Source organism: Brevibacterium luteolum, from assembly GCF_013004595.1.
GTDB lineage: Bacteria > Actinomycetota > Actinomycetes > Actinomycetales > Brevibacteriaceae > Brevibacterium > Brevibacterium luteolum.
Window position 1 is genome coordinate 81,836 of record NZ_JABEMC010000002.1, and the last position, 25,541, is coordinate 107,376.

At 66.4% G+C, this 25,541-nt stretch carries 20 protein-coding genes and 2 pseudogenes; 12 read left to right on the forward strand and 10 right to left on the reverse strand.

Features of this window, described 5'->3' with window-relative positions; genetic code table 11:
- Positions 1-185 precede the first annotated feature (185 nt).
- The 3 genes and pseudogenes from HLA91_RS03865 to HLA91_RS03875 all read left to right on the forward strand — a co-directional run bounded on the left by HLA91_RS03865 (position 186) and on the right by HLA91_RS03875 (position 3,114).
- Positions 186-1,369, forward strand: a pseudogene (locus HLA91_RS03865) (IS3 family transposase).
- The gene (locus HLA91_RS03870) at positions 1,366-2,121 is read left to right on the forward strand and encodes a nucleotide sugar dehydrogenase (RefSeq protein ID WP_420867902.1); all 756 of its coding nucleotides are present in this window, start codon (positions 1,366-1,368) and stop codon (positions 2,119-2,121) included. The pseudogene HLA91_RS03865 and the gene HLA91_RS03870 overlap by 4 nt, the downstream one beginning before the upstream one ends.
- Positions 2,122-2,214: 93 nt before the next feature.
- A complete protein-coding gene (locus HLA91_RS03875) occupies positions 2,215-3,114 on the forward strand; it encodes a DUF817 domain-containing protein (RefSeq protein ID WP_170273631.1) in 900 nt (299 codons plus the stop codon).
- A 68-nt stretch (positions 3,115-3,182) separates the two neighbouring features.
- Here HLA91_RS03875 and fbaA read toward each other — a convergent pair whose 3' ends face one another.
- On the reverse strand, positions 3,183-4,205 hold the full coding sequence (gene fbaA, locus HLA91_RS03880; protein WP_170273632.1) for a class II fructose-bisphosphate aldolase: 1,023 nt from the start codon (positions 4,203-4,205) through the stop codon (positions 3,183-3,185).
- Positions 4,206-4,331: 126 nt separating this feature from the next.
- Here fbaA and HLA91_RS03885 point away from each other — a divergent pair, with 126 nt between their 5' ends.
- The 7 genes and pseudogenes from HLA91_RS03885 (at position 4,332) to HLA91_RS14150 (ending at position 11,073) form a co-directional block, all read left to right on the forward strand.
- Positions 4,332-5,726, forward strand: a complete 1,395-nt coding sequence (locus HLA91_RS03885; protein WP_239557089.1) for an MFS transporter — start codon at positions 4,332-4,334, stop codon at positions 5,724-5,726.
- Between the two features lie 127 nt (positions 5,727-5,853).
- Complete coding sequence (locus HLA91_RS03890) at positions 5,854-7,047, forward strand: acyl-CoA dehydrogenase family protein (protein ID WP_170273633.1); 1,194 nt, start codon at positions 5,854-5,856, stop codon at positions 7,045-7,047.
- 37 nt (positions 7,048-7,084) lie between these two features.
- Positions 7,085-8,227 (forward strand): acyl-CoA dehydrogenase family protein, encoded by a 1,143-nt coding sequence (locus HLA91_RS03895; RefSeq protein ID WP_170273634.1) that lies wholly within the window; start codon positions 7,085-7,087, stop codon positions 8,225-8,227.
- A 190-nt stretch (positions 8,228-8,417) separates the two neighbouring features.
- On the forward strand, positions 8,418-9,638 hold the full coding sequence (locus HLA91_RS03900; protein WP_170273635.1) for an LppM family (lipo)protein: 1,221 nt from the start codon (positions 8,418-8,420) through the stop codon (positions 9,636-9,638).
- 80 nt (positions 9,639-9,718) lie between these two features.
- A complete protein-coding gene (locus HLA91_RS03905) occupies positions 9,719-10,342 on the forward strand; it encodes a hypothetical protein (protein ID WP_170273636.1) in 624 nt (207 codons plus the stop codon).
- Positions 10,339-10,872: pseudogene (locus HLA91_RS03910) on the forward strand (RES family NAD+ phosphorylase); the annotation flags it as partial. The gene HLA91_RS03905 and the pseudogene HLA91_RS03910, both read left to right, overlap by 4 nt.
- 39 nt (positions 10,873-10,911) lie before the next feature.
- Positions 10,912-11,073 (forward strand): hypothetical protein, encoded by a 162-nt coding sequence (locus HLA91_RS14150; protein ID WP_338076823.1) that lies wholly within the window; start codon positions 10,912-10,914, stop codon positions 11,071-11,073.
- Positions 11,074-11,168: 95 nt separating this feature from the next.
- Here HLA91_RS14150 and HLA91_RS03915 read toward each other — a convergent pair whose 3' ends face one another.
- The 8 genes from HLA91_RS03915 to HLA91_RS03950 all read right to left on the reverse strand — a co-directional run bounded on the left by HLA91_RS03915 (position 11,169) and on the right by HLA91_RS03950 (position 21,134).
- The gene (locus tag HLA91_RS03915; protein ID WP_170273638.1) at positions 11,169-12,281 is read right to left on the reverse strand and encodes an LppM family (lipo)protein; all 1,113 of its coding nucleotides are present in this window, start codon (positions 12,279-12,281) and stop codon (positions 11,169-11,171) included.
- Positions 12,282-12,406: 125 nt separating this feature from the next.
- Entirely contained in the window at positions 12,407-13,642 is a 1,236-nt protein-coding gene (locus HLA91_RS03920; protein ID WP_170273639.1) for an amidohydrolase family protein, read from the reverse strand.
- Between the two features lie 53 nt (positions 13,643-13,695).
- Entirely contained in the window at positions 13,696-14,364 is a 669-nt protein-coding gene (locus HLA91_RS03925; RefSeq protein WP_170273640.1) for a TrmH family RNA methyltransferase, read from the reverse strand.
- Entirely contained in the window at positions 14,361-16,004 is a 1,644-nt protein-coding gene (locus HLA91_RS03930; protein WP_170273641.1) for an ABC transporter permease, read from the reverse strand. Before HLA91_RS03930 ends, HLA91_RS03925 begins: the two co-directional genes overlap by 4 nt.
- The gene (locus HLA91_RS03935) at positions 16,005-16,907 is read right to left on the reverse strand and encodes an ATP-binding cassette domain-containing protein (protein WP_170273642.1); all 903 of its coding nucleotides are present in this window, start codon (positions 16,905-16,907) and stop codon (positions 16,005-16,007) included.
- 136 nt (positions 16,908-17,043) lie between these two features.
- Positions 17,044-17,604 (reverse strand): orotate phosphoribosyltransferase, encoded by a 561-nt coding sequence (gene pyrE, locus HLA91_RS03940; RefSeq protein WP_170273643.1) that lies wholly within the window; start codon positions 17,602-17,604, stop codon positions 17,044-17,046.
- Between the two features lie 422 nt (positions 17,605-18,026).
- The gene (locus HLA91_RS03945; RefSeq protein WP_170273644.1) at positions 18,027-18,866 is read right to left on the reverse strand and encodes an SDR family NAD(P)-dependent oxidoreductase; all 840 of its coding nucleotides are present in this window, start codon (positions 18,864-18,866) and stop codon (positions 18,027-18,029) included.
- 69 nt (positions 18,867-18,935) lie between these two features.
- A complete protein-coding gene (locus HLA91_RS03950) occupies positions 18,936-21,134 on the reverse strand; it encodes a malate synthase G (protein ID WP_170273645.1) in 2,199 nt (732 codons plus the stop codon).
- A 373-nt stretch (positions 21,135-21,507) separates the two neighbouring features.
- Between HLA91_RS03950 and HLA91_RS03955 the strand changes: the two genes are divergently transcribed.
- Together HLA91_RS03955 and HLA91_RS03960 are read left to right on the forward strand one after the other, a co-directional pair.
- Entirely contained in the window at positions 21,508-22,299 is a 792-nt protein-coding gene (locus tag HLA91_RS03955) for an exodeoxyribonuclease III (protein WP_170273646.1), read from the forward strand.
- Positions 22,300-22,385: 86 nt separating this feature from the next.
- Positions 22,386-22,619 (forward strand): hypothetical protein, encoded by a 234-nt coding sequence (locus tag HLA91_RS03960; protein ID WP_170273647.1) that lies wholly within the window; start codon positions 22,386-22,388, stop codon positions 22,617-22,619.
- A 59-nt stretch (positions 22,620-22,678) separates the two neighbouring features.
- On the opposite strand, the gene clpB is transcribed toward HLA91_RS03960, so the two are convergent.
- Complete coding sequence (gene clpB, locus HLA91_RS03965) at positions 22,679-25,345, reverse strand: ATP-dependent chaperone ClpB (protein ID WP_170273648.1); 2,667 nt, start codon at positions 25,343-25,345, stop codon at positions 22,679-22,681.
- Positions 25,346-25,541: the final 196 nt, after the last annotated feature.

Below are 25,541 nucleotides of genomic sequence, written 5' to 3' on the forward strand. Positions count from 1 at the left end.
TGCGTCATTGGTTGTCCTACTCGTTCCACAGGTATCGGGAGCTGCTGACCCCTGAGGCGTCGATGGCGGTCGCCTGACTTCTGACGGCATACAGTCTTCAGAGTCTTTCCGCACAATGATAGAGCGGGACTGCTGAAGGTTTGGTTGACTTCACGACTGGATAGATTCCAGGAAGGTGAGAGGTCATGCCGAAGATCTACACCGATGAGTTCAAGCAGTCAGCGCTCGAGCTCGTGGGCGACGGAATGTCCCAGAAGCAGGTGTGCGCTGATCTTGGGATCTCGAAGTCAGCCCTGCGGGCCTGGGTCCGTGACTCCCGCCTGCGCGAGCACGGCCTCGAGCCCGTGCGCGATCCCGAGGGGTCACGCGCCCAGGCGGCAGCACTCAAACGCATCCGCGAGCTAGAACGAGAGAACAAGATCCTGCGTGAAGCAGCAGCGTATCTCTCGCAGGCGAACTTGAAGCTCGGCGGTCAGCACCCAAAATGATGTACCCGCTGGTCCGTGATCTTGCTGCCACCGGCGTGCCGGTGGCAGTGACCTGTCGGGTGCTCGGCTTTACCACGCAGGGGTTCTACAAATGGTGTGCGAATCCGGTCTCAGCCCGGGACTGGGAGGAGGCGCACCTGCTCAATGCCGCCTACGACATCCATGCAGATGACCCGGAGTTCGGATATCGCTTCATCGCTGATGAACTCGCTGCTGCCGGCTACTGCACTTCTGAGCGTCGTGTGTGGCGATTGTGTTCGCGGCAGGGATTGTTCTCTCACACGGTCAAACGGGCCCGGAAACGTGGTCAGAAGCCCGGCCCGCCGGTGTGTGATGACCTCGTCGAACGTGACTTCACAGCTCAGGCAGTCAACGAGTTGTGGCTGACCGATATCACCGAGCATCACACCGGTGAGGGCAAGCTGTATATGTGCGCGGTCAAGGACGTGTTCAGCAATAGAATCGTCGGCTATGCCATCGATTCGCGCATGAAATCGCGGCTGGCTGTGGCGGCGATTGAGGACGCTGTCACCCGTCGCGGCCGGTCACACGCTGTAGCCGGCTGCGTGGTGCACTCCGACCGAGGTTCACAATTCAGGTCGCGAAAATTTCAGCAGACGCTGAAACGTCTCGGACTGATCGCCTCGATGGGCCGAGTCGGTGCCGCTGGAGACAATGCGGCGATGGAATCGTTCTTCGCTGTGTTGCAAAAGAACGTCCTCAACCGGCGCCGGTGGGCCACCCGCGCACAGCTTCGCATAGCAATCGTCCACTGGGTCGAGCGGACCTATCACCAGAAGCGTCGGCAGCGCCGTCTGGGTAAACTGACCCCGGTTGAATACGAACTGGTTCACCACACAGCCGCCGTCCTGGCGGCATAAACGCCAGATTCAACCAAACCTTCAGCAGTCCCCTCAACGGCGATGCCGGCGAACGTGCCCGCGATCTCTACCGTCTGTTCTGCGACGGCGAGTTCCACATCACCGACGCCCGCACGGCCGAGATGGCCAAACTTGTCGAGAATGCCTACCGCGACGTCAACATCGCCTTCTCCAACGAGCTCTCCGTCGTCGCCTCGAAGCTCAACGTCGACGTGTGGGAGCTCATCGACCTGGCAAACCACCATCCGCGCGTCAACATCCTTCAGCCTGGACCTGGTGTCGGCGGACACTGCATCGCCGTCGATCCGTGGTTCCTCGTCTCGGCAGCACCTGAGGAGAGCCAGCTCATCCGCACCGCCCGCGAGGTGAACGACAACAAGCCCGAGTTCGTCCTGAACCACGTGGTGCCCAAAGCCCAGCGATTCAAGGAACCCCGGGTGGCCGTTCTCGGGCTGGCGTTCAAGCCGGACATCGACGACCTGCGCGAAAGCCCGGCCATGTACATCGCCGAAACCCTTGCCGATCGTCTTCCTGAGGGCACAATCCTCGCTGTCGAGCCGAACATCGACGAGCTCCCTGCCTCGCTGGCCGATAAGGGAAATGTCGAACTCACCGAGCTCGAAGACGCCGTCCAGACAGCCGACATCGTGCTGCTGCTGGTCGACCACTCGGAGTTCAAGAACTACGACCAGCGCCGCCTGCAGAGCACTATCGTCTACGACACCCGCGGCACCTGGCGCACCCTGCTCTGATCGATTCCTCGTCGTGACCGGTGAACCCTCCGTGGGTTCACCGGTCACGTCTGTCTGAGTCCGACTCCCAGGCTGCAGACCTACCGTGGGCGCATGCCGTCTTCCCGCCGCCCGGACTTCACCCGTGTCGAAGCCGCCATAGACTCGTGGGCAAACCAACGACTGGCAGCCGGAAATCTTGATCGCAGTGGGCGGTTGGGCCACATCATCACCGAGTTCACCGTCTTCGTCCTCAAACAGGCGTGGGCGTGCCTGTTCGGCGCGGCAATGCTGGCAGCGCTCGTCCTCACACACGTCTTCTACCCGGCCGAAGCCGGGCTGTCCCGCAGCGATGCACTCGTGCTCATCGCCATCGGCATCCAAGTGGTCATGGTGATCGGCCGACTCGAGACCGGCCGCGAGCTGTGGGTCATCGTCATCTTCCATGTCGTGGGCACTGGGATGGAGCTGTTCAAGACCTCCGTCGGCTCGTGGAGCTACGGAGGTGACGGCCTGCTATTCATCGGCTCAGTCCCGCTGTACACCGGGTTCATGTACGCTGCCGTCGGCTCCTACCTCGTGCGCGTCTTCAAGCTCTTCCACCTGCGCTTCAGCCACTATCCGCCGATCTGGCTGACGGCCCTCATCGCCGCAGCGATCTACGCGAACTTCTTCACCCACCACTACCTGCCCGACATCCGCTGGCTGCTCGTCGCCGCGGTCCTCCTCGTGTGGGGACGGTGCATGATGCACTTCCGCAACCACCGCGATCAGCCGTACCGCCGGATGCCGGTGCTCGTCTCATTCATCGGGGTGGCCTTCTTCATCTGGATCGCCGAGAACATCGGCACCTACACCGGCTCGTGGATCTATCCGCACCAGAACGACGGCTGGGAGCTCGTCTCGATCTCCAAGCTGGTCGCCTGGTTCCTGCTCATGATCATCTCCGTCGTCCTCGTCACCCTCGTCTACCGGCCCCAGCCACCAACGCCGGATACCGGCACCCGGACGTGACAACGGCGGCCCCACCTCGGGAACGGGAAGATGCCGTCTGAGGTGGAGCCGCCGGTGCTGTGGTCAGGTCACTTCATGCGCTTGCCGGCCGAGCCGAGGTGCTCGCAGGCCCCGACGATGCGGGCGGCCATGTTTGCCTCTGCGGCCTTGCCCCAGGAACGCGGGTCGTAGATCTTCTTGTTGCCGACCTCGCCGTCGATCTTGAGGACGCCGTCGTAGTTCTTGAACATGTGGTCGGCGACCGGGCGGGAGAAGGCGTACTGGGTGTCGGTGTCGATGTTCATCTTCACGACGCCGTTGCGGACGGCCTCGGCGATCTCCTCGGCCGTCGAGCCCGAGCCGCCGTGGAAGACGAGGTCGAAGGGCTTGTCCTTGCCGACCTCGGCGCCGACGGCGTCCTGGATCTCCTTGAGCAGCTCCGGGCGCAGCTTGACGTTGCCGGGCTTGTACACACCGTGGACGTTGCCGAAGGTGAGAGCGGTCAGGTAGCGGCCCTTCTCGCCGGTGCCGAGTGCCTTCGCGGTGGCCAGGCCGTCTTCGACGGTGGTGTAGAGCTTCTCGTTGATCTCGTTCTCGACACCGTCCTCTTCACCACCGACGATGCCGATCTCGACCTCGAGCAGCGTGTGGGCCTCCTGCGAGAGACCCAGCATCTCCTCGGCGATCTGCAGGTTCTCATCCAGCGGCACGGCCGAGCCGTCCCACATGTGGGAGCCGAACAGGGGCTGCTCGCCGTTCTTCACCCGCTGGGTGGAGATCTCCAGCAGCGGCTTGACCCAGTGCTCGAGCGCATCCTTGGGGGCGTGGTCGGTGTGCAGGACGATGTTGACGTCGTAGCTCTTGGCGACCTCCTGGGCGAAGACGGCGAAGGCCACTGCACCGCGCACCCGGTCCTTGATGGTCGGCCCGGACATGTACTCGGCGCCGCCGGTCGAGATCTGGATGATGCCGTCGGACTCAGCCTCGGCGAAGCCGCGGATCGCGGCGTTGATGGTCTGCGAGGATGTGCAGTTCACGGCGGGGTAGGCGAACTGCTGCGACTTGGCACGGTCGATGAGCTCGGAATAGACCTCGGTCGTTGCGATGGGCATGGGCTTCTCCTTCGACGAGCAGGGATGGACGCATGGTCGGTCGTACTCCCGATCTTGTCACCTCAGGGTCCGTATTGCCACATGTGCATCGGCTGCAGGCGGGCGGTTCCGGGCTAAAGTCGAACCATGACCTCTTCTCCCCCGCCCTCCGGCGGCCCGGCCCCGGAGCAGACCGCCGCAGCACAGATGCAGGCCGGCACCGCAGCCGGCCCGACCCCGCGCGGGGGCTCGCGCACGGCGATCGCCGCGTGGGCGCTGTGGGATTGGGGTTCGGCTGCGTTCAACGCCGTCATCATCACCTTCGTCTTCGCCCCGTATCTCACGAAGGCCGTCGCCTCGACCGAGGAGGCCGGCTCGAGTGCGCTCGGCTGGTCGATGGCCGGCGCAGGCCTCATCATCGCCCTCATCGCGCCGGCAGCCGGCACCCGCGCTGATGCCGGCGGGCGGCACAAGATGTGGCTGGGCATCCACACGCTCATCGTCATCGCGAGCATGGCCGGCATGTTCTGGGTCAAGGACACCCCCGACCACCTCGCCCTCGGGCTCATCCTGCTGGCCGTCGGCAGCATCTTCTTCGAGTTCGCCGAGGTCTCCTACAACGGGCTCATGATCCGCATCACGACACCGGCGAACATCGGCAAGGTCTCCGGATTCGGCTGGGGCATGGGCTATGTCGGCGGGCTCGTACTCCTCGTCATCCTGCTCTTCACCGTCATCCAGCCCGAGGTCGGGATCTTCGGCGCCACGGATGCCGAGGGCCTGCGCTACCGGATCGTCGCGGTGATCTCCGCGGTGTGGTTCCTGCTGTTTGCGATCCCCGTCTTCCTCTTCGCACCCGGTGCCGCCGACACGGCAGCCATGCGCGAACAGGGCAATCCGGTCGTCGCCTTCGCCCGTGACTACAAGGCACTGGTCATCCGGCTGGTGACGATGTGGCGCGATGAGCGCCGGACGCTGAAGTTCTTCATCGCCTCGGCCGTGTTCCGCGACGGGCTGGCGGCCATCTTCGCCTTCGCAGGCGTCCTGGCAGCTGGCTCCTACGGGTTCTCCCCCGCTGATGTCATCATCCTCGGCGTCGCAGCCAACATCGTCGCCGGCATCGGGTCGGTCCTCGCCGGGTTCCTCGATGACCGGTTCGGGCCCAAGAGCGTCATCATCGGCGGGCTCATCGTCCTCATCGTCGCCGGCACCCCGATCGTCTTCACCGACAGCGTCACCGTGTTCTGGGTGTGCGCCATGGTGCTGAGCTTCTGCGTGGGGCCGGTGCAGGCGGCCAGCCGCTCCTTCCTCGCCCGCATCACCCCGCCGGAGAAGGCCGGAGAGAACTTCGGCCTCTACGCCACCACCGGCCGGGCCGTCAGCTTCTTAGGCCCGGCGATGTTCGCCGTGTCCATCGCGATCTTCGGCTTCCAGCGCGCCGGAGTCATCGGCATCATCGCCGTGCTGGCCCTCGGGCTCATCCTCGTCATCCCCGTCCCCGAAGGCTCCGCCAAGGCGGCGACCGGACGCCGGGACACCTGACCACCGCCTCGGGCGCGGCCACAAGCCGAGACCAGCCCTCCTGCCGCCAGCCGATCGAGTTGTGAGACCTCAGCCACAGGCTTAGACTGAACGCACGCTCACTTATCGAACGATCGAGGTAGTTCTTATGGATCATCTGCTCAGCCCGGAAGAGCTCGATTTCGCCCATCAGATGCGCGAGTTCTTCCGCACCGAAATCCCGGAGGAAATCCGCTACCGCCAGGCCATCGGCCAGGAGCTTTCCAAAGAGGACATCGTCACCAGCCAGCGCATCCTCAACAAGCACGGCTACGCGGTGCCGAACTGGCCGGTCGAATGGGGTGGCCAGGACTGGACGCCCGTGCAGCGCCACATCTGGCTTGAGGAGATGCAGCTGGCCTCCGTGCCGACTCCGCTGCCGTTCAACACCGCGATGGTCGGCCCGGTGATCGCGACGTTCGGCTCCCGGGAGCTCAAGGAGCGCTTCCTGCCGGCCACAGCCAACATCGACATCTGGTGGTCCCAGGGCTTCTCCGAGCCCAACGCCGGCTCCGACCTCGCCTCGGTCAAGACCTCGGCCGTGCGCAAGGGCGATGTCTACATCGTCAACGGCCAGAAGACCTGGACGACGCTCGGCCAGTACGGCGACTGGATCTTCAACCTCGTGCGCACCGACCCGGATGCCAAGAAGCAGGCCGGCATCTCGTTCCTGCTCATCGACATGAAGTCCCCCGGTGTCACCGTCCGCCCGATCGAGCTCATCGACGGCGGCCACGAGGTCAACGAAGTGTTCTTCGACAACGTCGAGGTCCCCGTCGAGAATCTCGTCGGCGAAGAGAACAAGGGCTGGACGTACGCGAAGTTCCTGCTCGGCAACGAGCGCACCGGCATCGCCCGGATCGGCGACTCGAAGGTCGCACTGGCCCGCGTCAAGGCCTACGCCGCGGCCACCAAGACCTCCCGCGGCACGCTGCTCGACGACCCGCTGTTCGCCGCCCGCCTGACGAAGGTCGAAGCCGAACTCACCGCGCTCGAGTTCACCCAGCTGCGGATCCTCTCGACCCAGGTCGCAGGCGATGACAAGCCGGATCCGCGCTCCTCGGTGCTCAAGCTGCGCGGCTCGATGATCCAGCAGGACATCTCCGAGCTCATGATGGACGTGCTCGGCCCGCAGGGCATCGACTTCGTCGACAGCCGCGAGGTGCCCACCGGCTTCACGACCCTGCCTCCGGGTGCTGTCGATGCCGGCCCGCACTACTACAACTACCGCAAGGTCACCATCTACGGCGGCTCCTCGGAAGTCCAGCGCTCGATCATCTCGAAGGCTCTGCTCGGACTCTGATCCGCAGGCTCGACTCTTTCACCACTAGGAGAACTCAATGGATCTCGAACTCACAGACGTCCAGCAGGAGCTTGCCTCGACCGTCGGCCGCCTGCTTTCCACCAAATACGACGCCGCCGCCCGCGACGAGGTGCTCGCCTCCGAAGCCGGCTACAGCGCGGACATGTGGAACCAGTTCGCTGAGATCGGCCTGCTCGGCCTGCCGATCGACGAAGACTACGACGGCGCCGACATGGGATTTGCCGAAGTCGCCGTCGTCATGGAGCAGTTCGGCCGCGCACTGACCTTGGAGCCGTACCTGGCCACCGTCGTGCTCGGTGCCGGGCTCATCACCGCCGTCGGCACCGACGAGCAGAAGTCGGAGCTGCTGCCCGGCGTGGCCGCCGGTGAGACGAAGCTGGCGTTCGCCGCCTACGAACCGGCCGGACGCTACGATCTCACGCAGCCGGGCACCACCGCCTCGGTCTCGGAGTCCGGCGGAACGCTGACCGGCGAGAAGTCCGGGGTGCTCGGACTCGGAGCCGCTGACCGGCTCATCGTCTCCGCTGCCGTCGACGGCGGGGTGGGCCTGTTCCTCGTCGACCCGGCTGCCGAGGGTGTGACGATCGACGTGCGTACGCAGGCCGATGGCCACAAGGCCGGCTCGGTGCTCTTCGACAGCGCCCCGGCCACCCGCCTGGGCGAAGGCGATGCTTCAGAAGCAATCGCTGCCGTCATCGACACCGCCAACGCCGCCCTGTGCGCCGAGGCCGTTGGCGCGATGGAGGCCTCGCTGAAGATGACCGCGGAGTACCTGCACACCCGCGAGCAGTTCGGCTTCCCGATCGGCCGCAACCAGGTCCTGCAGCACCGGGCAGCCGACCTGTACGCCACGCTCGAGTACGCCAAGAGCATGGCCCTGTACGCCAAGCTCGCCGTCATCGAGAACAACCCGCAGACCCGCCACCGGGACGTCATCGCAGCCAAGCTCGTCATCGACGACGCCTGCCGGCACATCAGCCAGGAGGCGATCCAGATGCACGGCGGCATCGGCATGACGATGGAGTACCCGATCGGCCACTACGCCAAGCGGCTGACGGTCATTCCGCGCACCTTCGACGAAGCCGACGCCTTGAGCGCCGAGCTTGCCGAGATGGGCGGGCTCATCGAAGCCCGCGCAGCCGACCTGCAGGCCGGCTGAGACCGCGGGCGGCAGACCGAGACTCCCTGCCTGACCCGCGCGCTCCCCTGAACCGACCCCGAGGTGGTGAGAACCGCCTCGGGGTCGGTTGCTGCGCAGACGATGGGCACGGTGGCTGCCGGCGGTGAGTTCGGTTAGGTTGAGGAGTGCACTGCGCTGCCGCCAGTGATGACCCACTGAAGGAACCGCGATGACCCTGCCCCGGATTTCTGCGACCCGCCACCTGGCAGTCGTCGTCCTGCTCGTCCTCACCGTCCTGCTCACCGGCTGCATGAAGATCAACGGCGACCTCGCCATCAGCAGGGACCTGATGGTCTCCGGCACCGTCGACGCACTCATCGAGCGCACTGCCGTTGAAGACCTCAGCGCATTCGACTCCAGCACCTACGGCTCAGGCACCGGCGACGCTGACACCCTGATCGATGAGTCGATCGAAAGGGCACGGCAGACCCTGCCTGCAGGTGTCACGGTGGAGAAGATCGCCGATGAGCAGTACATCGGGGCGCGCTACACCTACGATGCGGTCGACCCCAGCCATACCGCGGTGGAGGACTTCGGCCTCAGCGGACTGCACCTCAGTGACCAGGACGACGAGATCACCCTGCGCATGCCCAACTTCCTCCTCATCGATGACGTCGGCCCCAGCTATGGGTCCGCCGGCTGGAGTCATGCTCCCGGCCGGTTCATGTTCGATCAGGCGAAGATGACGTTCACGTTCCCCGGTCGTGTCGTCAGCGCACCCGGCGGCGAGGTCAAGGGGAAGACGGTGACGTTCGACCTGCGGCAATTCTCAGGCGACACCGTCACGGTGACGGCGAAGGCCTCGTCGTTTCCCTGGTGGGTCCTGTTCGTCGTCGGCGGGGTGCTCGTGCTGCTCATCGTGGCCGGAGTCATCATCGCCGTCATCGCGCGCAAGAAGCGTCAGCGGCAGGCGATGCCGCCTGCGCCTGGTTACGGTGGGCCCGGTTACGGTGGGCCCGGTTATGGAGCAGGTCCCTGGATGCCAGGGCCGGGAGGACCCGGATACGGCGGGCAAGGGTACGGTTCAGCAGGACCGGGGCCTGCAGGTCCCGGGTATCCCGGGCCGGTGGGTGCTGCAGGTCCGCCGCCAGCTGGGCCCGGTGCGGGCCCGCCGCAGAATCAGCCGATGCCCCCGCACGCTCAGCCGGGGACCTATGGTCAGCCCACCCCATATACGTCTGGTCCTGCGCACCAGCCGGGCCAGCCTCATTCGGGAGCTGCGCATCCGGGGCCGGCACAGCCGGGGCAGCCAGGTATGCCGCACCCAGGGCCTGCGCAGCCGGGACCGGGGCAGCCGGGCCCAGGGCCTGAGTCGGCTGCGCCGAATGACCACCGTCGTTTTGCCCCACCCGAATCGCGCACGCACATGAAACGGTCGGGCGCAGACTGATACCTCCTGCAACGATGCACCACATGTAGCTCATGGTCTTATCAAGCTACATCGCTACAATAGCGTGGAGGAGGGCCGCCATGACCATCAGCAGTTCAGACCAGTTTCACGTCAGCGATGTCAACGACCACCTCGAGGTCGTAGGAGCCAGCAAGGAAGAATTGGAGCAAGCTTTCGCTCTGATCCGGGCCAGTCGGCACAAGAAAGTCGAAGCTCGGGCTGCTTTCGCGTCCTACGTCCGCCAGACGATGTTCGACGAGAGCGCAGCGCTCATTTCGCTTGCATCGCAGAAGCAGGTCCAACGAAGCGCGGGCCTCCGGCAGCACCTCATGGACGTCGAGGGCTTCGAAACCTATGCTTCTCTGGCAGAAACACGCAACTCTCTGGAGAGCTCTGTTCGCACGTGGGTTTCGCGGAAGCGGAAGCGCAATGAGCTGTTCACCATCGAGCTCAATGGGGCCACCATGATTCCCACGGTTCAGCTCACGAGCTCAGGTGATGAGGACCCTCGCATTGTCGAACTCATGCGCCCCCTCCTCGACGCCGGCCTCGACGGCTGGTCACTCTGGGCATGGCTCACACAGCCGAACGGGCTGCTCAGTGGAGAAGTTCCAGCCGAAGTGGTGAAGACCAACACTCGACGAGCGGTACGAGCCGCGGACCGCTACGCGGCTGAGATCCGGCGCGCGACGGAAAGCGCATGACCCGCATCTTCCCTCCCCAAGACCTACAATGTCCTGACCCGAAGAGATGCACGGTAGCCGCTATTGAACTCAGTGGTCTAGCAGAAGCTGGCGACCTGCCTATCGTCACTATCCCGAAAACGCGGCACTGGTATTGGGTCTACGACACGCAGGACGGGTACAGCCACCCAAACCCTGGTTTCGGAGACACGAGGTTCGCACCATTCGATGCACTCGACACACAGGAGCGTGTTCCGACGCTCTACCTCGCTGAATCACTTTCTGCAGCACTACTCGAAACCAGCTTCCATGACGTTCATACGCAGACACCGCGAGTCGTGTCGGAACTATCGCTGCACGACAAACTGCACGCTCGGCTCATTCCGCCCTGTGATGTGGAGCTGACCGATCTTCGGGACTCCCAGCTGAGCCGACTCGGCTACACGCGACCTCAGCTTGCGAGCAGCTCACCCGAGCACTATCCGTGCACGCGCCGGGTGGCCCGGGCAGTTCACGCAGCTCCACAGAACTGTGCAGGAATCATCTGGCATTCGCGCCAGGCGGAGCTCAGCAGCGCAGGTCCTGCTGAGGTGGCCGTTGTCTTCGCAGACCGCGTCGCGCATACACGCGGAGCCTGGAAGCTCGGCCCCTACCGAGACGCTTACGGTTCCCTTCTCGAAGGGACTGGCCGTCTCATCCTCGATGAGGTCGCTGAGACCCTCAACGTCACCATCTCGCAGATCGATCTCTGACCGCCTGCCGGCGCGGTCTCCCTGCACACGGCTGAGGGGCCCAGACGGCTGTCTGGACCCCTCAATGCTCAGCGCATGTCATGCGCGCTCAGCTCTCACTGTCGTGGTGGCTGCGGACCTGAACCATATCCGGGATTGCCGTAGCCCGGCTGTCCCGGGCCCTGCTGGGGCGGCTGTCCGAACTGCTGACCGGGCTGCCCCTGTCCCCACTGCGGTTGCGAACCACCCTGCTGCCCGTAGGACCCTGGTGCCGAACCGGGTGCCTGCGGTGGCTGCACGCGGCCGGGTCCACCGGGCTGCCCCTGCTGAGGCGGCTGACCATACGGGCCAGGCTGGCTCTGCGGTCCGGGGTGTCCGTACTGGCCGGGAGCCGAAGGGCCGGCGCTGGGCTGTCCGTACTGGCTCTGATGACCGTACTGGCCGGGTACGCCGTAGGAGGCGGCAGCGGCGGGACCGCCCTGGTGCTGCTGTTGCTTCTTCTTCCGCGAGAGCAGGACGGCGAGCAGAATGCCGCCGCCGATGAGCAGCAGCAGAAGGATGCCGCCGATGACGAAGAGGACCCACCACGGGAAAGACGAGCTCTTCGCCTTGACGGTGATGGTGTCGCCGTCGAAGCTCTTCAGGTCGTAGGTGACGACATTGTCCTCGATCTGACCACCGGGGGCGTCGATGATCTTGCCGGGGAACGTGAGCTTGACGGTGGCCTCGGTGAACAGACTGGCGGGATCGCCACCAGCGGTCTCGTATTCGCCGACACCGGATCCCAGATCGGAGGAGCGGATGAAGTTCGGCATCGAGAACGAGATCTCGCCGTTCTCCTTGCTGATCGACAGGCCATCAAGACCAGTCTCAGTGCCGCCGGTCAGCGCATTCGGGTCGACCTTGTCGAGAATGAGCTTCATGCCGAGGTCGGTGTCCGTGGAGATCTTCTCCACCGTCATCCCTTCAGGCGCCTCAGCCTCTGCTTCCCGGATGGACTCGTCGACATCGCCTTCATAGTCAGTCGACGTTCCGTAGCTGCCGTACTGGGAGGACTGGTCTTCGAGCATCTGCCGGTCGAACGTGTACTGCATGGTGCCGCTGAGCTTGAGGTCCTTGTCGATCTCCATGTCGAAGCTGACGGCCATGCATCCGGTGAGGACGAACCCCAGCAGAAGCATCAGGCCCACAGCCAGCGGCTTCGTCACACGGTCTGTCAGCGTCTTCATGGGGCACCTCTCACGCATCGTCACCGCCACAGCTTCGCAGCGCTGGTCTCAACCTATCAGGACACATGCGGGCTCGCCATGCATCGCTGTTCCAGTTTCGACACTCGGCATCGTTGCCGGCGACCTCAGCCGGTGAGCTTCCCGTTGCGGGCGATGAGCCGGCCTGCCTTGAACACGAACCGCTCATCCGGGCAGTCCATGATCGCAGCGGTCACGGTGTCGGCCTTGGCCAGCAGCAGGTCGGCTGGGGCACCGACGGCCAATCCCGCCTCGGCGTCGGAGGTCACGTCACCGGCAGGGGCGTGCGGGACACCGTCGAGGATGTGGCGGCCGCCGCGGGAGGCGACGTCGAGGCAGTGCTCGATGTCGGCATCGGCGCGGAAGCCGTTGGTGAAGGCCAGCTGCCACACCCGGCGCAGCACATCACCGTCACCGTAGGGGCTCCAGTAGTCGCGCTGGCCGTCCTCACCGAGGCCCACCCGCACGCCGGTCTCGGCGAGCATCCCCAGCGGCAGCACGGTGCCGGCCGGGGCGACAGTGGTGACGGCGATCTGGTTCGCCGCCAGCATCTCGGCCAGCCTGCGCTGTTCGCGCTCGGCGACGCTGCCGAGGACGAAGCAGTGTGAGACGGTCACCTTGCCCTGCATGCCCGCTGCCTGCGTGCGGGCGATGATCTCTTCGAGGCTGAACACGCCGACGGTGCCGCGTTCGTGGAGATGGATGTCGATGCCGAGGCCGTACTTCTCGGCCCAGCCGAAGACCATGTCGAGGTGCGTCTTCGGGTCCCGGTCATACGTCGTCGGGTCGAGCCCGCCGATGAGGTCAGCTCCGGCGGCCAGCCCCTGTTCGACGTAGCGCGGGGCGTCGGCATCGCGCAGCAGCCCGGCCTGCGGGAAGGCGACGATCTCCATGTCGACGATCCCGGCCAGGGTCTCCTTGGCGGCGTGGAGGGCTTCGAAGCGCTCGAGCTGGCAGTCGGAGTCGATCTGGGCGTGCGTGCGGATGCGGGTGGCGCCGGAGGCGACCATCCGGCTGGCGGCGTAAACGGCCTGGTCGTAGGCGCTGCGCTCACCGTGGCGCCAGTTGGCGCGGTCGTTCATGATGAGCTCGTGCAGGCTGGATCCGGCGGTGTGCGGCCTAAACGTCTGGCCCAGCCGGTTCGAGTCGAGGTGGGCGTGGACATCCCCCAGGCTCGGCATGACGACGTAACCGGTCGCGTCGATGACGTCCGCGGTCGAGGCGGGGGCCGCCTCGGCGGCGGGAGCGATGGCTGCGATGGTGCCGTCATCGAGGGTGATGTCGACGGGGTCTGCGTCAGGGGCGCGGTTGAACAGGCGGGCGCCGGTGAGGATGGTAGGCATGATCTGAGTCTATGCCCGCTGGCGCATGGCTGGAGGTGTACGGCAGGTGGGGCTCAGCTGACCGGCTGGCCGAAGGCGTGCCGGCGGATCCAGGCGTGCATGGCGATCGCGGCGGCGGCTGCGGCGTTCATCGACCGGGTCGAGCCGTACTGCTGGATCGAGAGCACCGCCTCACAGGCGGTGTGGGCGGCGTCGGTGAGGCCGGGGCCCTCCTGGCCGAAGAGGAACACGCACTTCTCCGGCAGCTCGTAGGTCTCCAGGGGCACGGAGTCGGGGAAGTTGTCGACGCCGATGAGCGGGAGGCTCCGCTCGGCACACCAGGCGGCCAGCGCCTCGGCGTCGGGGTGGTGGTGCAGGTGCTGGTAGCGGTCGGTGACCATCGCCCCGCGGCGGTTCCAGCGGCGCCGACCGACGATGTGGACGGCGGCGGCGTTGAAGGCGTTGGCGGTGCGCACGACCGAGCCGATGTTGAGGTCGTGCTGCCAGTTCTCGACGGCGACGTGGAAGCCGTGGCGGGTGCGGTCGAGGTCGGCGACGATCGCCTCGAGCTTCCAGTACCGGTACTTGTCGACGACGTTGCGGCGGTCGCCTTCGGCGAGCAGTTCCGGGTCGTAGTGCTCGCCGGTTGGCCACTCACCGGCCCAGGAGCCGACGCCGACGGTGGTGTCGGCATCGGCCCCTGGTGCAGGTGCTGGGTGCTCAGCACCCGGTGGCTGGGTCACGGCTTCTTCTTGGAGCCGGACTTCTTGGCGGCAGGCTTCTTCGCCGCAGGCTTCGACTTCGTGGCGGTCTTCGCAGCCGTCGACCCGCTGGAGGACTCGTCAGCGTCGTCGACGTCGTCAGTCTCGTCCGCCTCGGCGCCGGCATCGTCTGCATCTGCGGAGTCGTCGGCGGCAGCGGACTTCTTGTCCGCCTCGGCACCGGCGCCCTTCTTGCGCAGCTTGACGGTGCGTCCGCCGTGTCCGGCGCCGCGCAGCAGGTTCTTCTCATAGGCGCCTGAAGAGAGGCCGAAGGCCATGAGCGCAAGGACGAGCGCGATGCCGGCGGCCAGCAGGCCCTCCCACCACTCGGCCTGGCCGGCGAAGTAGCGCATCGGCATGGCGACCGGGGCGGTGAACGGGATGAAGGACAGGATCCGCAGGATGTCGGCCTTGAGCGCGAAGACCATCGGCACGAAGGCGCCGGCGGCGGCGAGCAGCACGATGAGGCCGTAGCCGATCTGGCGGGCGCGGCGCCCGGCTGGGGTGGCGGCCCACAGGAACAGCGACATGTACAGCAGCACAACGATGAGGAAGATCGCCGAGAACCAGCCGATGCCCGGGAGTGCGGCCATCGCCAGGGAGTTGAACGAGGCGATCGACAGGCCGAGCATGAGCACGCCGACGGTGATGACGAGGTAGACGAGTGCGAGCACCGTCAGCCCGTAGACCCGGCCCCAGGCAGCGGCCCTGGGCGGGATGGTGGCGGCGATGACCTCGGCGAGGCGGTTGCGCTTCTCGACCCGGGCGTTGGCGTACAGGGCAGCACCGAGGGTGAGCACGGAGGCGAGCAGCAGCAGGGCCATGCCCCAGACGAACACCGAGCTAGCCGCGGCCGGCACGGGTGGTTCCTCCAGGTAGGTCACCGGCATCTCCGGCTGCAGCTTGTTCATGATCTCCGTCGGCTTGGAGTTCAGCGCCACCAGCTGCTGCTGGCCCATGCCCGAGGGGTCGACGAGGAGTGCGGCATCGGCTTCGCCGGTGCGCACGAGCTCCTGGGCCTTCTCCACGGAGTCGACGTCCTTGATTTTCAGGCCCAGCTGCTGTTCGGCAGCTGCGGCCTGTTCGCCGAGGCCGACGGTGGCCAGAGTCGAGTCGCCGGTGGAGCCTTCCGGGCTGGCGTTCTGCGCGCCGATGATGATCGCGGCGATGACGGCCAGGCCGAGGATCAGGCTGGTGACGTAGAACAGCGGCGAGCGGGACACGGACACGGTCTCGCGGTTGGACACGAGCCAGGCGGCCTGCCGGCCGGTGAGGTCGCGGAACTCAGACACGAGCCCGGTCTTGGGTTCGCTGCCGGGATCCGGGCGGTCTTCGCGCAGCTCATAGGGCACATCGGCATCGGTGAGCAGATCGTCATCGGAGTCGATCGTCTCGACCGGGATCTCGTCCTCGGAATCGACGTCTGTCTCAGCGTCAGCCTCAGCGTCTGCGTCCTCGGCGAGGGCATCGGCTTCGCCGGGTTCGGTGTCCTCATCGAGGATGACGAGGTCGTCATCGGCGCCGGGAGCCGTCGGGTCGGCCGGGTCGACCGGGGCGCTGGCCTCAGCTGGGTCAGTGGGGTCGACCGGGTCGGTGAGGTCCTTCTTGTTCTTGTCGTTCACTCAGATCCTCTCCTTCAGCAGCTCGGCCAGGCTCGCGTTGTGCGCACCATATTCTGTCACGCCGCTCGTCTCAGCCACGGCAGCGAAGGCCCCCTGCGGATCGGATGCGGAGAAGACCACCAGCTCGCGGTCAGCTGCGCCGGTCTCCTCATCGTCTGCGACATCGATGCCAGGGTGAGCGGCCAGGCTGGTGCGTCCCGCCTCGGCGGCGGCAGCGCTCTCGTAGCGGACGGCGTACTGGTTCGCGTCCCGGCGCAGCGTGGCCAGTGCACCCTTCCCGACGACTGTGCCGCGGTCGAGGGCGATGACGTCATCAGCGACCGATTCGGTCAGCTCATAGGAATCGGAGGTGAAGATGACCGGGACGCCGGAGTCGGCGTGGTCGCGCAGCAGGCTGAAGACCTTCTCGGTGCTCGCGGCATCGAGACCGTCAAACGGGTCGTCGAGCACGACGACGTCCGGGTCGGCAGCGAGCACGGCGGCGATCTCAGCACGGGCGACCTCGGTGCCCGACAGGTGCGACAGCGGCGCGTAGGCGCGGTCGGACAGGTCGAGGCGCGAGAGCAGAATGACGGCGTTGCGCTCGGCTGCCCCCATCGTCATGCCGTGCAGGCGGGCGAGGTAGACGATCTGCTCGAGGACCTTCATCCCCGGGTAGCCGCCGCGTTCGGCGGGCAGATAGCCGAAGTTCTGCCGGTCGCCGAAGCCCAGTTCGTGGCCTTCGAGTTCGACGGTGCCATCATCGGGGGTGATGAGGCCCATGATGACGCGGACGAGTTCGGTCTTGCCGGAGCCGCGCTGGCCGACGATGCCGGTCAGGCGGCGCGGGCGGGCGGTCAGCGATACGTCCTTCAGCCACGTCTTGCGGCCGGACTTGAGCGTGATGCCGGTGAGTTCGAGCACGGGTGGTCCTTCGATTGACGGGGGTGCGCGCCGCGTGCGGCGCCGGGTCTAGTGTTGCGTGCGGTGTCAGCTGCCGTCCAATCCCAGCGGTGGCGGCACCGGGCCCGAGGTGCCGGTCCGGTTGGGATCGTGACGCTCAGTCGAGACCGAGGTCGCTGGTGCTCAGCGCGATGAGGTACGGCAGGCCTGCGGCCTCGACGCGCTCCTTGGCACCGGTGTTGCGGTCCATCACGACGGCGACGGCGATGACCTCAGCACCGGCTTCGCGCAGCGCCTCGACAGCGGTGAGCACGGAGCCGCCGGTCGTCGAGGTGTCCTCGACGGCGATGACCTTGCGGCCGGCCACATCGGGACCTTCGACGCGGCGGCCCATGCCGTGTTCCTTGGCGGCCTTGCGCACGACGAAGGTGTCCTTGGGGGTGCCGCGGACGACGGAGCGGTGCATGATCGCGGTGCCGACCGGGTCGGCGCCCATCGTCAGGCCGCCGATCGCCTCGACCTCGTCGAGGTAGCCGGTGGATTCCAGCAGGTCGAGCATGACGTCGCCGATGAGCGGGGCGCTGCGGTGGTCGAGGGTGACCCGGCGCAGGTCGAGGTAGTAGTCGGCCTCCTTGCCGGAGGACAGCGTGACCTTTCCGCGCACGACGGCGAGTTCGTCGATGAGCTGCAGCAGCTGGGATTTCGCAGTTTCTGACATGCGCTCAGTCTACGTGGACGAAGCCGAGTGCCAGCTGAAGAGGTCCTGCCTGGAGAAACACAAAGACCCCGGGGCGCGTCACGCGTCTTCCCGGGGCCTTTGCAGCACTCCCCTCGAGTACCCGGACGCATCCCCATACGTCCGTCATTCGCCCGATCCCCACCGGGTCGAATTATCACCATTTAACCATGGATTAGTTGATTTGTGAACTTGTCCTGCGAAGAAAATCTCACCGGTCACACGCGCCACCCGAGTCCGGAAATCGGCCTCTTACCTGCGTTTATATTGCATGTTTGGCTTTGCATATGCGAAGCGGCTGATAGGCGGAAGGGGCTGCTCGTGGCGAGGCGTGCCGCTCGCTGTGCCCGGCTGCCGATTCCCCAAAGGCACCTTGTCTTCACTGCGCGGGCGGCCTCGGGAGTTCAGCGGCGTGGCTGCCGGGTGAAGCGGAAGCCGTTGCTGGCGAACCGGATGAGGGGTCTGGGCAGCACCTGGGCTGCGGCGTAGGCGAGCTTGTACTGCAGGCCGGGCACGGAGACGACCCTGCCTGCGCGGGCATCGCGCAGCCCCTGCCGGGCGACGGTCGAGGCGTCGACCCAGGCTGCGGCCGGCAGATGCGACATGTCGACGTCCATGCGGTCGTGGAACTCGGTGCGCACGAACCCGGGCAGCACCGCGGTGGCGGTCACGCCGGTGCCGGCGAGTGCGGCGGCGAGGCTTTCGGTGAAGATGAGCACATGCGACTTCGCTCCGGCGTAGGTGCCCATCGTCGTGACCGCGGCCATCGAGGCGATGTTGACGATGCCACCGCGGCCGCGGGCGCGCATCGCATGGGCTGCATGCCAGGAGATGTCCTCAACGGCGCGGATGAGCACGGTGTCGAGCTTCGCGAGCTCCGCCGGGTCGGTTCTCAGCACCGAAGAGCGCAGTCCGTAGCCGGCGCTGTTGACGACGACGTCGACGCGGCGGGAGTCGATGAGGTCGGTGACCTGCCGGATCCCGCCGATCGTCCCGTCGCCCTCAGTCCGGCTGAGATCGCAGCTGAGCACCTCGCAGACGATCCGGTAGCGGTGCATGAGCCTGACGGCTGTGGCGTCGAGGCGCTCGAGGTCGCGGGCGACGAGGATGAGCCGGTAGCCGTCGGCGGCGAGCTCATGGGCGATCGCCAGCCCGATGCCGCTGGTGGCACCCGTGATGAGGGCGACCGGCGCCTCGGGCGCGGGGGCAGCGGGCACGGAACTCAGGCTGGGTGTCGATGCCATGGCCACAGCATAAGCGCACACGGCTGATCCCGCCCTGTCATCTGCAGGGCGGGATCAGACGGCTGCCGCTCAGGCGCGCTGCTCGGCCTTCTTGGCCCGGCGGGCGCGGTGCAGGATCGGCTCGGTGTAGCCGCTGGGCTGGCTGGCGCCGTCGACGATGAGCGAGCGGGCGGCTTCGAAGGCGATGCCGCTGCCCTTGCCGTCGGTGACGAGCGGCTCGTAGTTCGGATCGCCGGCGTTCTGCTCATCGACCACGGCGGCTAGGCGGTTGAGGCTCTCGTCAACCTGGTCGAGGCTGATGACGTCATGGGCGAGCCAGTTGGCCAGCAGCTGGCTGGAGATGCGCAGGGTGGCGCGGTCCTCCATGAGAGCGACGTCGTGGATGTCGGGCACCTTCGAGCAGCCGACACCCTGGTCGACCCAGCGCACCACGTAGCCGAGGATCGACTGGACGTTCTCATCGACCTCGGTCTGGCGCTCCTCGTCGCTCAGCGAGGCCGGGTCGCCCAGCGGCAGCACGAGCAGCGGGTCGAGCCCGGCGGGTTCACGGGTGGCGATCTCGCTCTGGATCTCGAAGGCGTCTGCCTGGTGGTAGTGCAGCGCGTGCAGGGTGGCGGCGGTCGGCGAGGGCACCCAGGCGGCGGTCGCGCCGGCCTTCACGTGGCCGATCTTCTGCTTAAGCATGTCGTGCATGAGGTCGGGCATCGCCCACATGCCCTTGCCGATCTGGGCGTGGCCGCGGAAGCCGGCGGCCAGGCCGATATCGACATTGGCATCCTCGTAGGCCTTGAGGAAGCTCTGGGACTTCATCTCGGCCTTGCGCACGACCGGCCCGGCCTGCATCGAGGTGTGGATCTCATCGCCGGTGCGGTCGAGGAAGCCGGTGTTGATGAATACGACGCGGTCGGCTGCCTGGGCGATCGCGGCGGCGAGGTTGGCGCTCGTGCGGCGCTCCTCGTCCATGATGCCGATCTTGAGCGTGCGCGCAGGCAGGTCAAGGAGCTGCTCGACGCGGGCGAAGAGCTCGACGGCGAAGGCGACTTCGTCGGGCCCGTGCATCTTCGGCTTGACGATGTACATCGAGCCAGCACGCGAGTTGCCGGTTCCTGCTCGCAGGGCCGGTGCGGCGGCGAGCGCGGTCATGATGGCGTCGAGGATGCCCTCGGGGACCTCCTTGCCGTCGGCGCCGAGCACGGCGTCGGTGGTCATGAGGTGGCCGACGTTGCGCACGAACAGCACCGACCGGCCCGGCAGGGAGATCTCGCCGCTGCCATTGGGGGCGACATAGGTGCGGTCGGGGTTGAGCGAGCGGGTGAAGGTGCGGCCGTTCTTCGTCACCTCTTGGGACAGGGTGCCGGTGGCCAGGCCGCGCCAGTTGCGGTAGCAGTGCGTCTTGTCCTCGGCATCGACGGCGGCGACGGAGTCTTCGAGGTCGATGATGGTGGTGACGGCGGATTCGACGACGATGTCTTCGATGCCGGCGGCGTCGGTCTTTCCGATCGTGCCGGTGGGGTCGAAGACGATGTCGATGTGCAGGCCGTTGTGCAGCAGCAGGACGTTCGTCGGCGAGTCCGGGTCACCAGCGAAGCCGGCGAACACCTCGGGCTTGGCGAGCGTGGCCTCACTGCCGCCGTTGAGTGTCACGTGCAGCTGGCCATCGGCGATCCGGTAGCCGGTGGCGTCGGCGTGCGAGCCCTCGGTGAGTGCTGCGGCCTGGTCGAGCAGTTCGCGGCCCTTGGCGATGACGGCGGCGCCGCGGGTCGGGTTGTAGCCGCTGCCCGGTGCCAGCTCACCGCTCTGGTCGATGGCGTCGGTGCCGTAGTAGGCGTCGTAGAGCGAACCCCAGCGGGCATTGGCGGCGTTGATGGCGAAGCGGGCGTTGGAGACCGGCACGACGAGCTGCGGGCCGGCCTGGTCGGTGATCTCCGGGTCGACGTTCTCGGTGGTGACCGTGACGTTCTCCGGTGCGGGGACGAGGTAGCCGATCTCCTCGAGGAACGCCCGGTACTCCTTGGCATCCGGGGCGCCGGGGTTTTTGCGGTGGTAGTCGTCGATCTTGTGCTGCAGCTGCTCGCGGATGTCCAGCAGCTCGCGGTTGCGCGGGGTGAGGTCGGCCAGCAGCTCAGCGACTCCGCTCCAGAACGCGTCGGCCTTGATGCCGGCCGCCGGCAGCGCCTCGCGTTCGGTGAAGTCAGCCAGCTCAGCGGCGACCTGCAGACCAGCGCGGGTCACTGTGTTCGATGCGGTCGTCTGATTATTGTCAGTCATCGTCATTCCTCCATGCCGGGGATGCAGGGGGATGCTGCGAGCGGGCATACCTGCACTATAGATTCCATTACGTGGAATAGTGTATCTATATTGCGGATGCTTGTGAAGCAGCTCTCAACGACCGGGTTCGTCGGGCATTGAGAGCACCAGATTCGGCCATGACAATGCGGGTGATGGGATCGGCTCCGATCTTCTTCATCCGGTTGAGGGAGACGGCAATGCCCCGCTCGACTGCCGCGCAGCCGCCGGAACGTCCTGTTCCAGCTCCGCAGGGGTCGGCCGTCGTCTGCATTGCGGGCGCTCACCTCGGTCCGCTGACGAGGTGCGGGCCCGGGGAGGCGGCAGCGGCTGTGTCCTCGGTTAGAGTGGGGGCGTGCGAATCGCTACGTGGAACGTGAACTCTGTCAGGGCCCGCGCCGAACGCATCGGTGCATGGCTGGAGCGCTCGGATGCCGATGTGCTCGCCATCCAGGAACTCAAGTGCAAGGACGCGCAGATGCCTGTCGCGGTCTTCGAGGAGCGCGGGTACGAAGTCGCCTATCACGGGCTGAACCAGTGGAACGGGGTGGCGATCGCCTCCCGGGTGGGGCTTGCCGATGTGCAGCTCGGCTTCGAGAACGTGCCCGGCTTCGGCGATGACGACGCCGTGGAGGCCCGCGCCATCAACGCCGACTGCGGCGGGGTGCGCGTGCATTCGCTGTATGTGCCCAACGGCCGCGAGCTCGATCACCCGCACTATGACTACAAGCTGCGGTGGCTGTCGGCGCTGCGCCAGGACGTCTCCGCGCAGCTAGCCGAAGACCCTAAGGCCAAGCTCGTGCTCTGCGGTGACTTCAATGTCGCCCCGCACGATGAGGACGTGTGGGACATGGAGGCCTTCGCCGGCTGCACGCACGTCTCCCAGCCTGAGCGCGACGCCTTTCAGGCACTCCTCGACGCCGGCCTGACCGATGTCGCCCGCCCGTTCACTCCCGGCCCCGGTGTGTACACGTACTGGGACTACCAGAAGCTGCGCTTCCCCAAGAAGGAGGGCATGCGCATCGACTTCCAGCTCGCCTCCGCGACCCTCGCCGAGGCAGCGACCGGTGCGTTCATCGATCGCGAGGAGCGCAAGGGCAAGGGAGCATCCGACCACGCCCCGGTCGTCGTCGACTACGCGCTCTGAGCTGACCCTCAGCCGGCCTCGCTAGCCTGACGGGAAACCGCGCACCGGCCGCTGCGGCCGGTGACCGATCCCCGAAAGGCTCCCGCATGCACACGCAGTCGCACCGTCTCCTCCCCTGGTCCAGTGCCGGTCTCGCCGCCCTCGGCGTGGGCCTGCTCATCACCTGGGCCGTCAGCATGTACAACTACGGCGTCTACGTCGATGAGCACGCACTCGGCGGGGACATCCGGCCGATCGAAATCATCCTCTTCCTCTCCGGGGTTGGGGCCGTCATCGCAGCGATGGTTCTCTTCGTCATCTGGCAGCGGCGCAGCGCCTAGACACAGACGAAGAAGCGGCGGGCTGGTTCTCACCAGCCCGCCGCTTGCTCTGCCGAGGGTCAGTCGATGACCTCGCCATCGATGATCTCGGGATCATCCCCGTCATCGTCAGCCTCGCCTCCCGTGACAGAGGTGAGGGTCAGACCCTCCCCAGCGCCCGCCTCGGCGCTGGTGTCCGGGCGATCGACGCGCACGGTGTCGCCGTCGCGCACAGCACCGGCGAGGATCTCGCGGGCCAGCCGGTCGCCGATCTCGCGCTGCACGAGCCGGCGCAGCGGGCGAGCGCCGTAGGCCGGGTCGTAACCCTCCCGGGCGAGCCACTCGGCGGCCGCCGGAGTGATCTCCAGGTTGATCCGGCGCTCGGTGAGCCGGGCCTGCATGGCAGCGATCTGCAGGTCGACGATCCGGGCGAGCTCGTCCTGGCTGAGGGCATCGAAGATGACGATGTCATCGAGCCGGTTGAGGAACTCGGGCTTGAACGCCGAATGCACCACACCCATCACCTGTTTGTGCTGCTGTTCGACGTCGAGCGTCTGGTCGACCAGGAACTGCGAGCCCAGGTTCGAGGTGAGGATGAGGATCGTGTTGCGGAAGTCCACGGTCCGGCCCTGGCCGTCGGTCAGGCGACCGTCGTCGAGGACCTGGAGCAGGATGTCGAAGACATCCGCGTGGGCCTTCTCCACCTCATCAAGCAGCACCACCGAATACGGGCGGCGGCGCACCGCCTCGGTCAGCTGACCACCAGATTCGTAACCGACGTATCCGGGAGGCGCACCGACGAGACGGGAGACCGAGTGCTTCTCGCCGTACTCACTCATATCGATGCGCACGAGCGCGCGCTCGTCATCGAAGAGGAAGTCGGCAAGCGCCTTCGCCAGCTCGGTCTTGCCCACACCGGTCGGACCGAGGAACAGGAACGAACCGGTCGGGCGGTTCGGGTCCGAGACCCCGGCGCGCGAACGGCGGATCGCATCGGCGACCGAGCGCACGGCAGACTGCTGGCCGATGAGCCGGCGGCCGATGTACTCCTCAGCATGCAGGAGCTTCTCGCGCTCGCCTTCGAGTAGCCGGCCGGCGGGAATGCCGGTCCAGGCTGCGACGACCTCGGCGATGTCGTTCTCAGTGACCTGGTCGCCGACCATCGTCTGCGCACCGGCCCTGGACTCAGCCGCCTCGGCTTCGGCGATCTGCTTCTCCACGGCCGGGATCTCGCCGTAGAGCAGGCGCGAGGCCTTCTCCAGGTCGACGTCGCGGCGGGCAATCTCGGCCTGCGAGCGCAGCTCGTCGAGCTTCTCGCGCAGCTCGCCGACGCGGTTGATGTCCGCGCGCTGTTTCTCCCATGCGGCGTTGAGACCGGCGAGCTCCTCCTGCTTGTCAGCCAGGTCCTCGCGCAGGGCGGCCAGCCGCTCGACCGAGGCCGGATCGGATTCCTTGGCCAGGGCCATCTCCTCCATCTTCAGCCGGTCGACGGCGCGGGAGAGCTCGTCGATCTCGACGGGAGCGGAGTCGATCTCCATGCGCAGCCGGCTGGCGGCCTCATCGACGAGGTCGATGGCCTTGTCCGGCAGCTGACGGTCGGCGATGTAGCGGTTCGACAGGCTGGCCGCGGCCACGAGTGCGGAGTCGGCGATCGTGACCTTGTGGTGGGCTTCGTAGCGCTCCTTGAGCCCGCGCAGGATCGCGATGGTGTCCTCGACACTCGGCTCGCCGACGAACACCTGCTGGAAGCGGCGTTCGAGCGCGGGATCCTTTTCGATGTTCTCGCGGTACTCATCAAGCGTGGTGGCACCGACCATGCGCAGCTCACCGCGGGCGAGCATCGGTTTGAGCATGTTGCCGGCGTCCATCGAGGAGTCACCGGAGGCACCGGCACCCACAAGCGTGTGCAGCTCGTCGATGAAGGTGATGACCTGGCCGTCGGAGGACTTGATCTCCTCGAGCACGGCCTTGAGGCGCTCCTCGAACTCACCGCGGTACTTCGCGCCTGCGACCATCGCGGAGAGGTCGAGGCTGATGAGGCTCTTGTTGCGCAGCGATTCGGGCACGTCACCGGCGACGATGCGCTGGGCGAGGCCTTCGACGACGGCGGTCTTGCCGACGCCGGGTTCGCCGATGAGCACCGGGTTGTTCTTTGTGCGGCGCGAGAGCACCTGCACGACCCGGCGGATCTCCGAGTCACGGCCGATGACCGGATCGAGTTTGCCCTCGCGAGCCTGGGCGGTGAGGTCGACGCCGAACTTCTCCAGGGACTGGAAGGTGTCCTCGGGGTTCTCGCTGGTGACCTTTCTGCCGCCGCGCACCTCGGGCAGGGCGGCGAGCAGGCCGTCGCGCGTGACGGACTGGCTGGTCAGCAGCCGGCCGACCTCGCCGGTGTCAGCGGCTGCGGCGATGAGCAGGTGCTCAGTGGAGACGAATTGATCGCCGAGGGCCTGCATCTCCTGTTCGGCGTTGTTGATGAGCTGCAGTGCCTGACGGGACAGCTGGGGCTGGGAGACCGACGAGCCCGAGGCCGACGGCAGACCGGCGACGGTCCGCTCAGCCTCTGCCCGAATGGCGGCCGGGTCGGCGCCCATGTGCTCGAGCAAGGCGGCGGCGATGCTCTCAGGCTGGCTGAGCAGTGCCGTAAGCAGGTGAGCCGGCTCGACCTGCGAGTTGCCGCGGGTGACGGCATCCTTGACCGCTGCGGAGAGCACCTCCTGCGATTTGGTGGTGAACTTGGCTTCCATAGGAGTTCCTTTCGGCGCCGGCATACCGACGCGGATCAGCATGAATGTGAATCTTCTGATCAGCACAACACCGTCAAACTTGAGTCTATTCCACTCAACCCTGGTTTTCGAGAGGTTTGATGCGCATACGCCACCCGTGAGGAAGGCTGCGAAAGTCCCATCTCAACGCCGGTGGTCGCACGAGTGAGGCGCTCGC

Bases quoted from the DNA above. Each gene is read 5' to 3' on its own strand.
- HLA91_RS03875 (WP_170273631.1), top strand. From the start codon at position 2,215: ATGCCGTCTTCCCGCCGCCCGGACTTCACCCGTGTCGAAGCCGCCATA.
- fbaA (WP_170273632.1), bottom strand. From the start codon at position 4,205: ATGCCCATCGCAACGACCGAGGTCTATTCCGAGCTCATCGACCGTGCC.
- HLA91_RS03885 (WP_239557089.1), top strand. From the start codon at position 4,332: ATGACCTCTTCTCCCCCGCCCTCCGGCGGCCCGGCCCCGGAGCAGACC.
- HLA91_RS03890 (WP_170273633.1), top strand. From the start codon at position 5,854: ATGGATCATCTGCTCAGCCCGGAAGAGCTCGATTTCGCCCATCAGATG.
- HLA91_RS03895 (WP_170273634.1), top strand. From the start codon at position 7,085: ATGGATCTCGAACTCACAGACGTCCAGCAGGAGCTTGCCTCGACCGTC.
- HLA91_RS03900 (WP_170273635.1), top strand. From the start codon at position 8,418: ATGACCCTGCCCCGGATTTCTGCGACCCGCCACCTGGCAGTCGTCGTC.
- HLA91_RS03905 (WP_170273636.1), top strand. From the start codon at position 9,719: ATGACCATCAGCAGTTCAGACCAGTTTCACGTCAGCGATGTCAACGAC.
- HLA91_RS03915 (WP_170273638.1), bottom strand. From the start codon at position 12,281: ATGAAGACGCTGACAGACCGTGTGACGAAGCCGCTGGCTGTGGGCCTG.
- HLA91_RS03920 (WP_170273639.1), bottom strand. From the start codon at position 13,642: ATGCCTACCATCCTCACCGGCGCCCGCCTGTTCAACCGCGCCCCTGAC.
- pyrE (WP_170273643.1), bottom strand. From the start codon at position 17,604: ATGTCAGAAACTGCGAAATCCCAGCTGCTGCAGCTCATCGACGAACTC.
- HLA91_RS03945 (WP_170273644.1), bottom strand. From the start codon at position 18,866: ATGGCATCGACACCCAGCCTGAGTTCCGTGCCCGCTGCCCCCGCGCCC.
- HLA91_RS03950 (WP_170273645.1), bottom strand. From the start codon at position 21,134: ATGACTGACAATAATCAGACGACCGCATCGAACACAGTGACCCGCGCT.
- HLA91_RS03960 (WP_170273647.1), top strand. From the start codon at position 22,386: ATGCACACGCAGTCGCACCGTCTCCTCCCCTGGTCCAGTGCCGGTCTC.
- clpB (WP_170273648.1), bottom strand. From the start codon at position 25,345: ATGGAAGCCAAGTTCACCACCAAATCGCAGGAGGTGCTCTCCGCAGCG.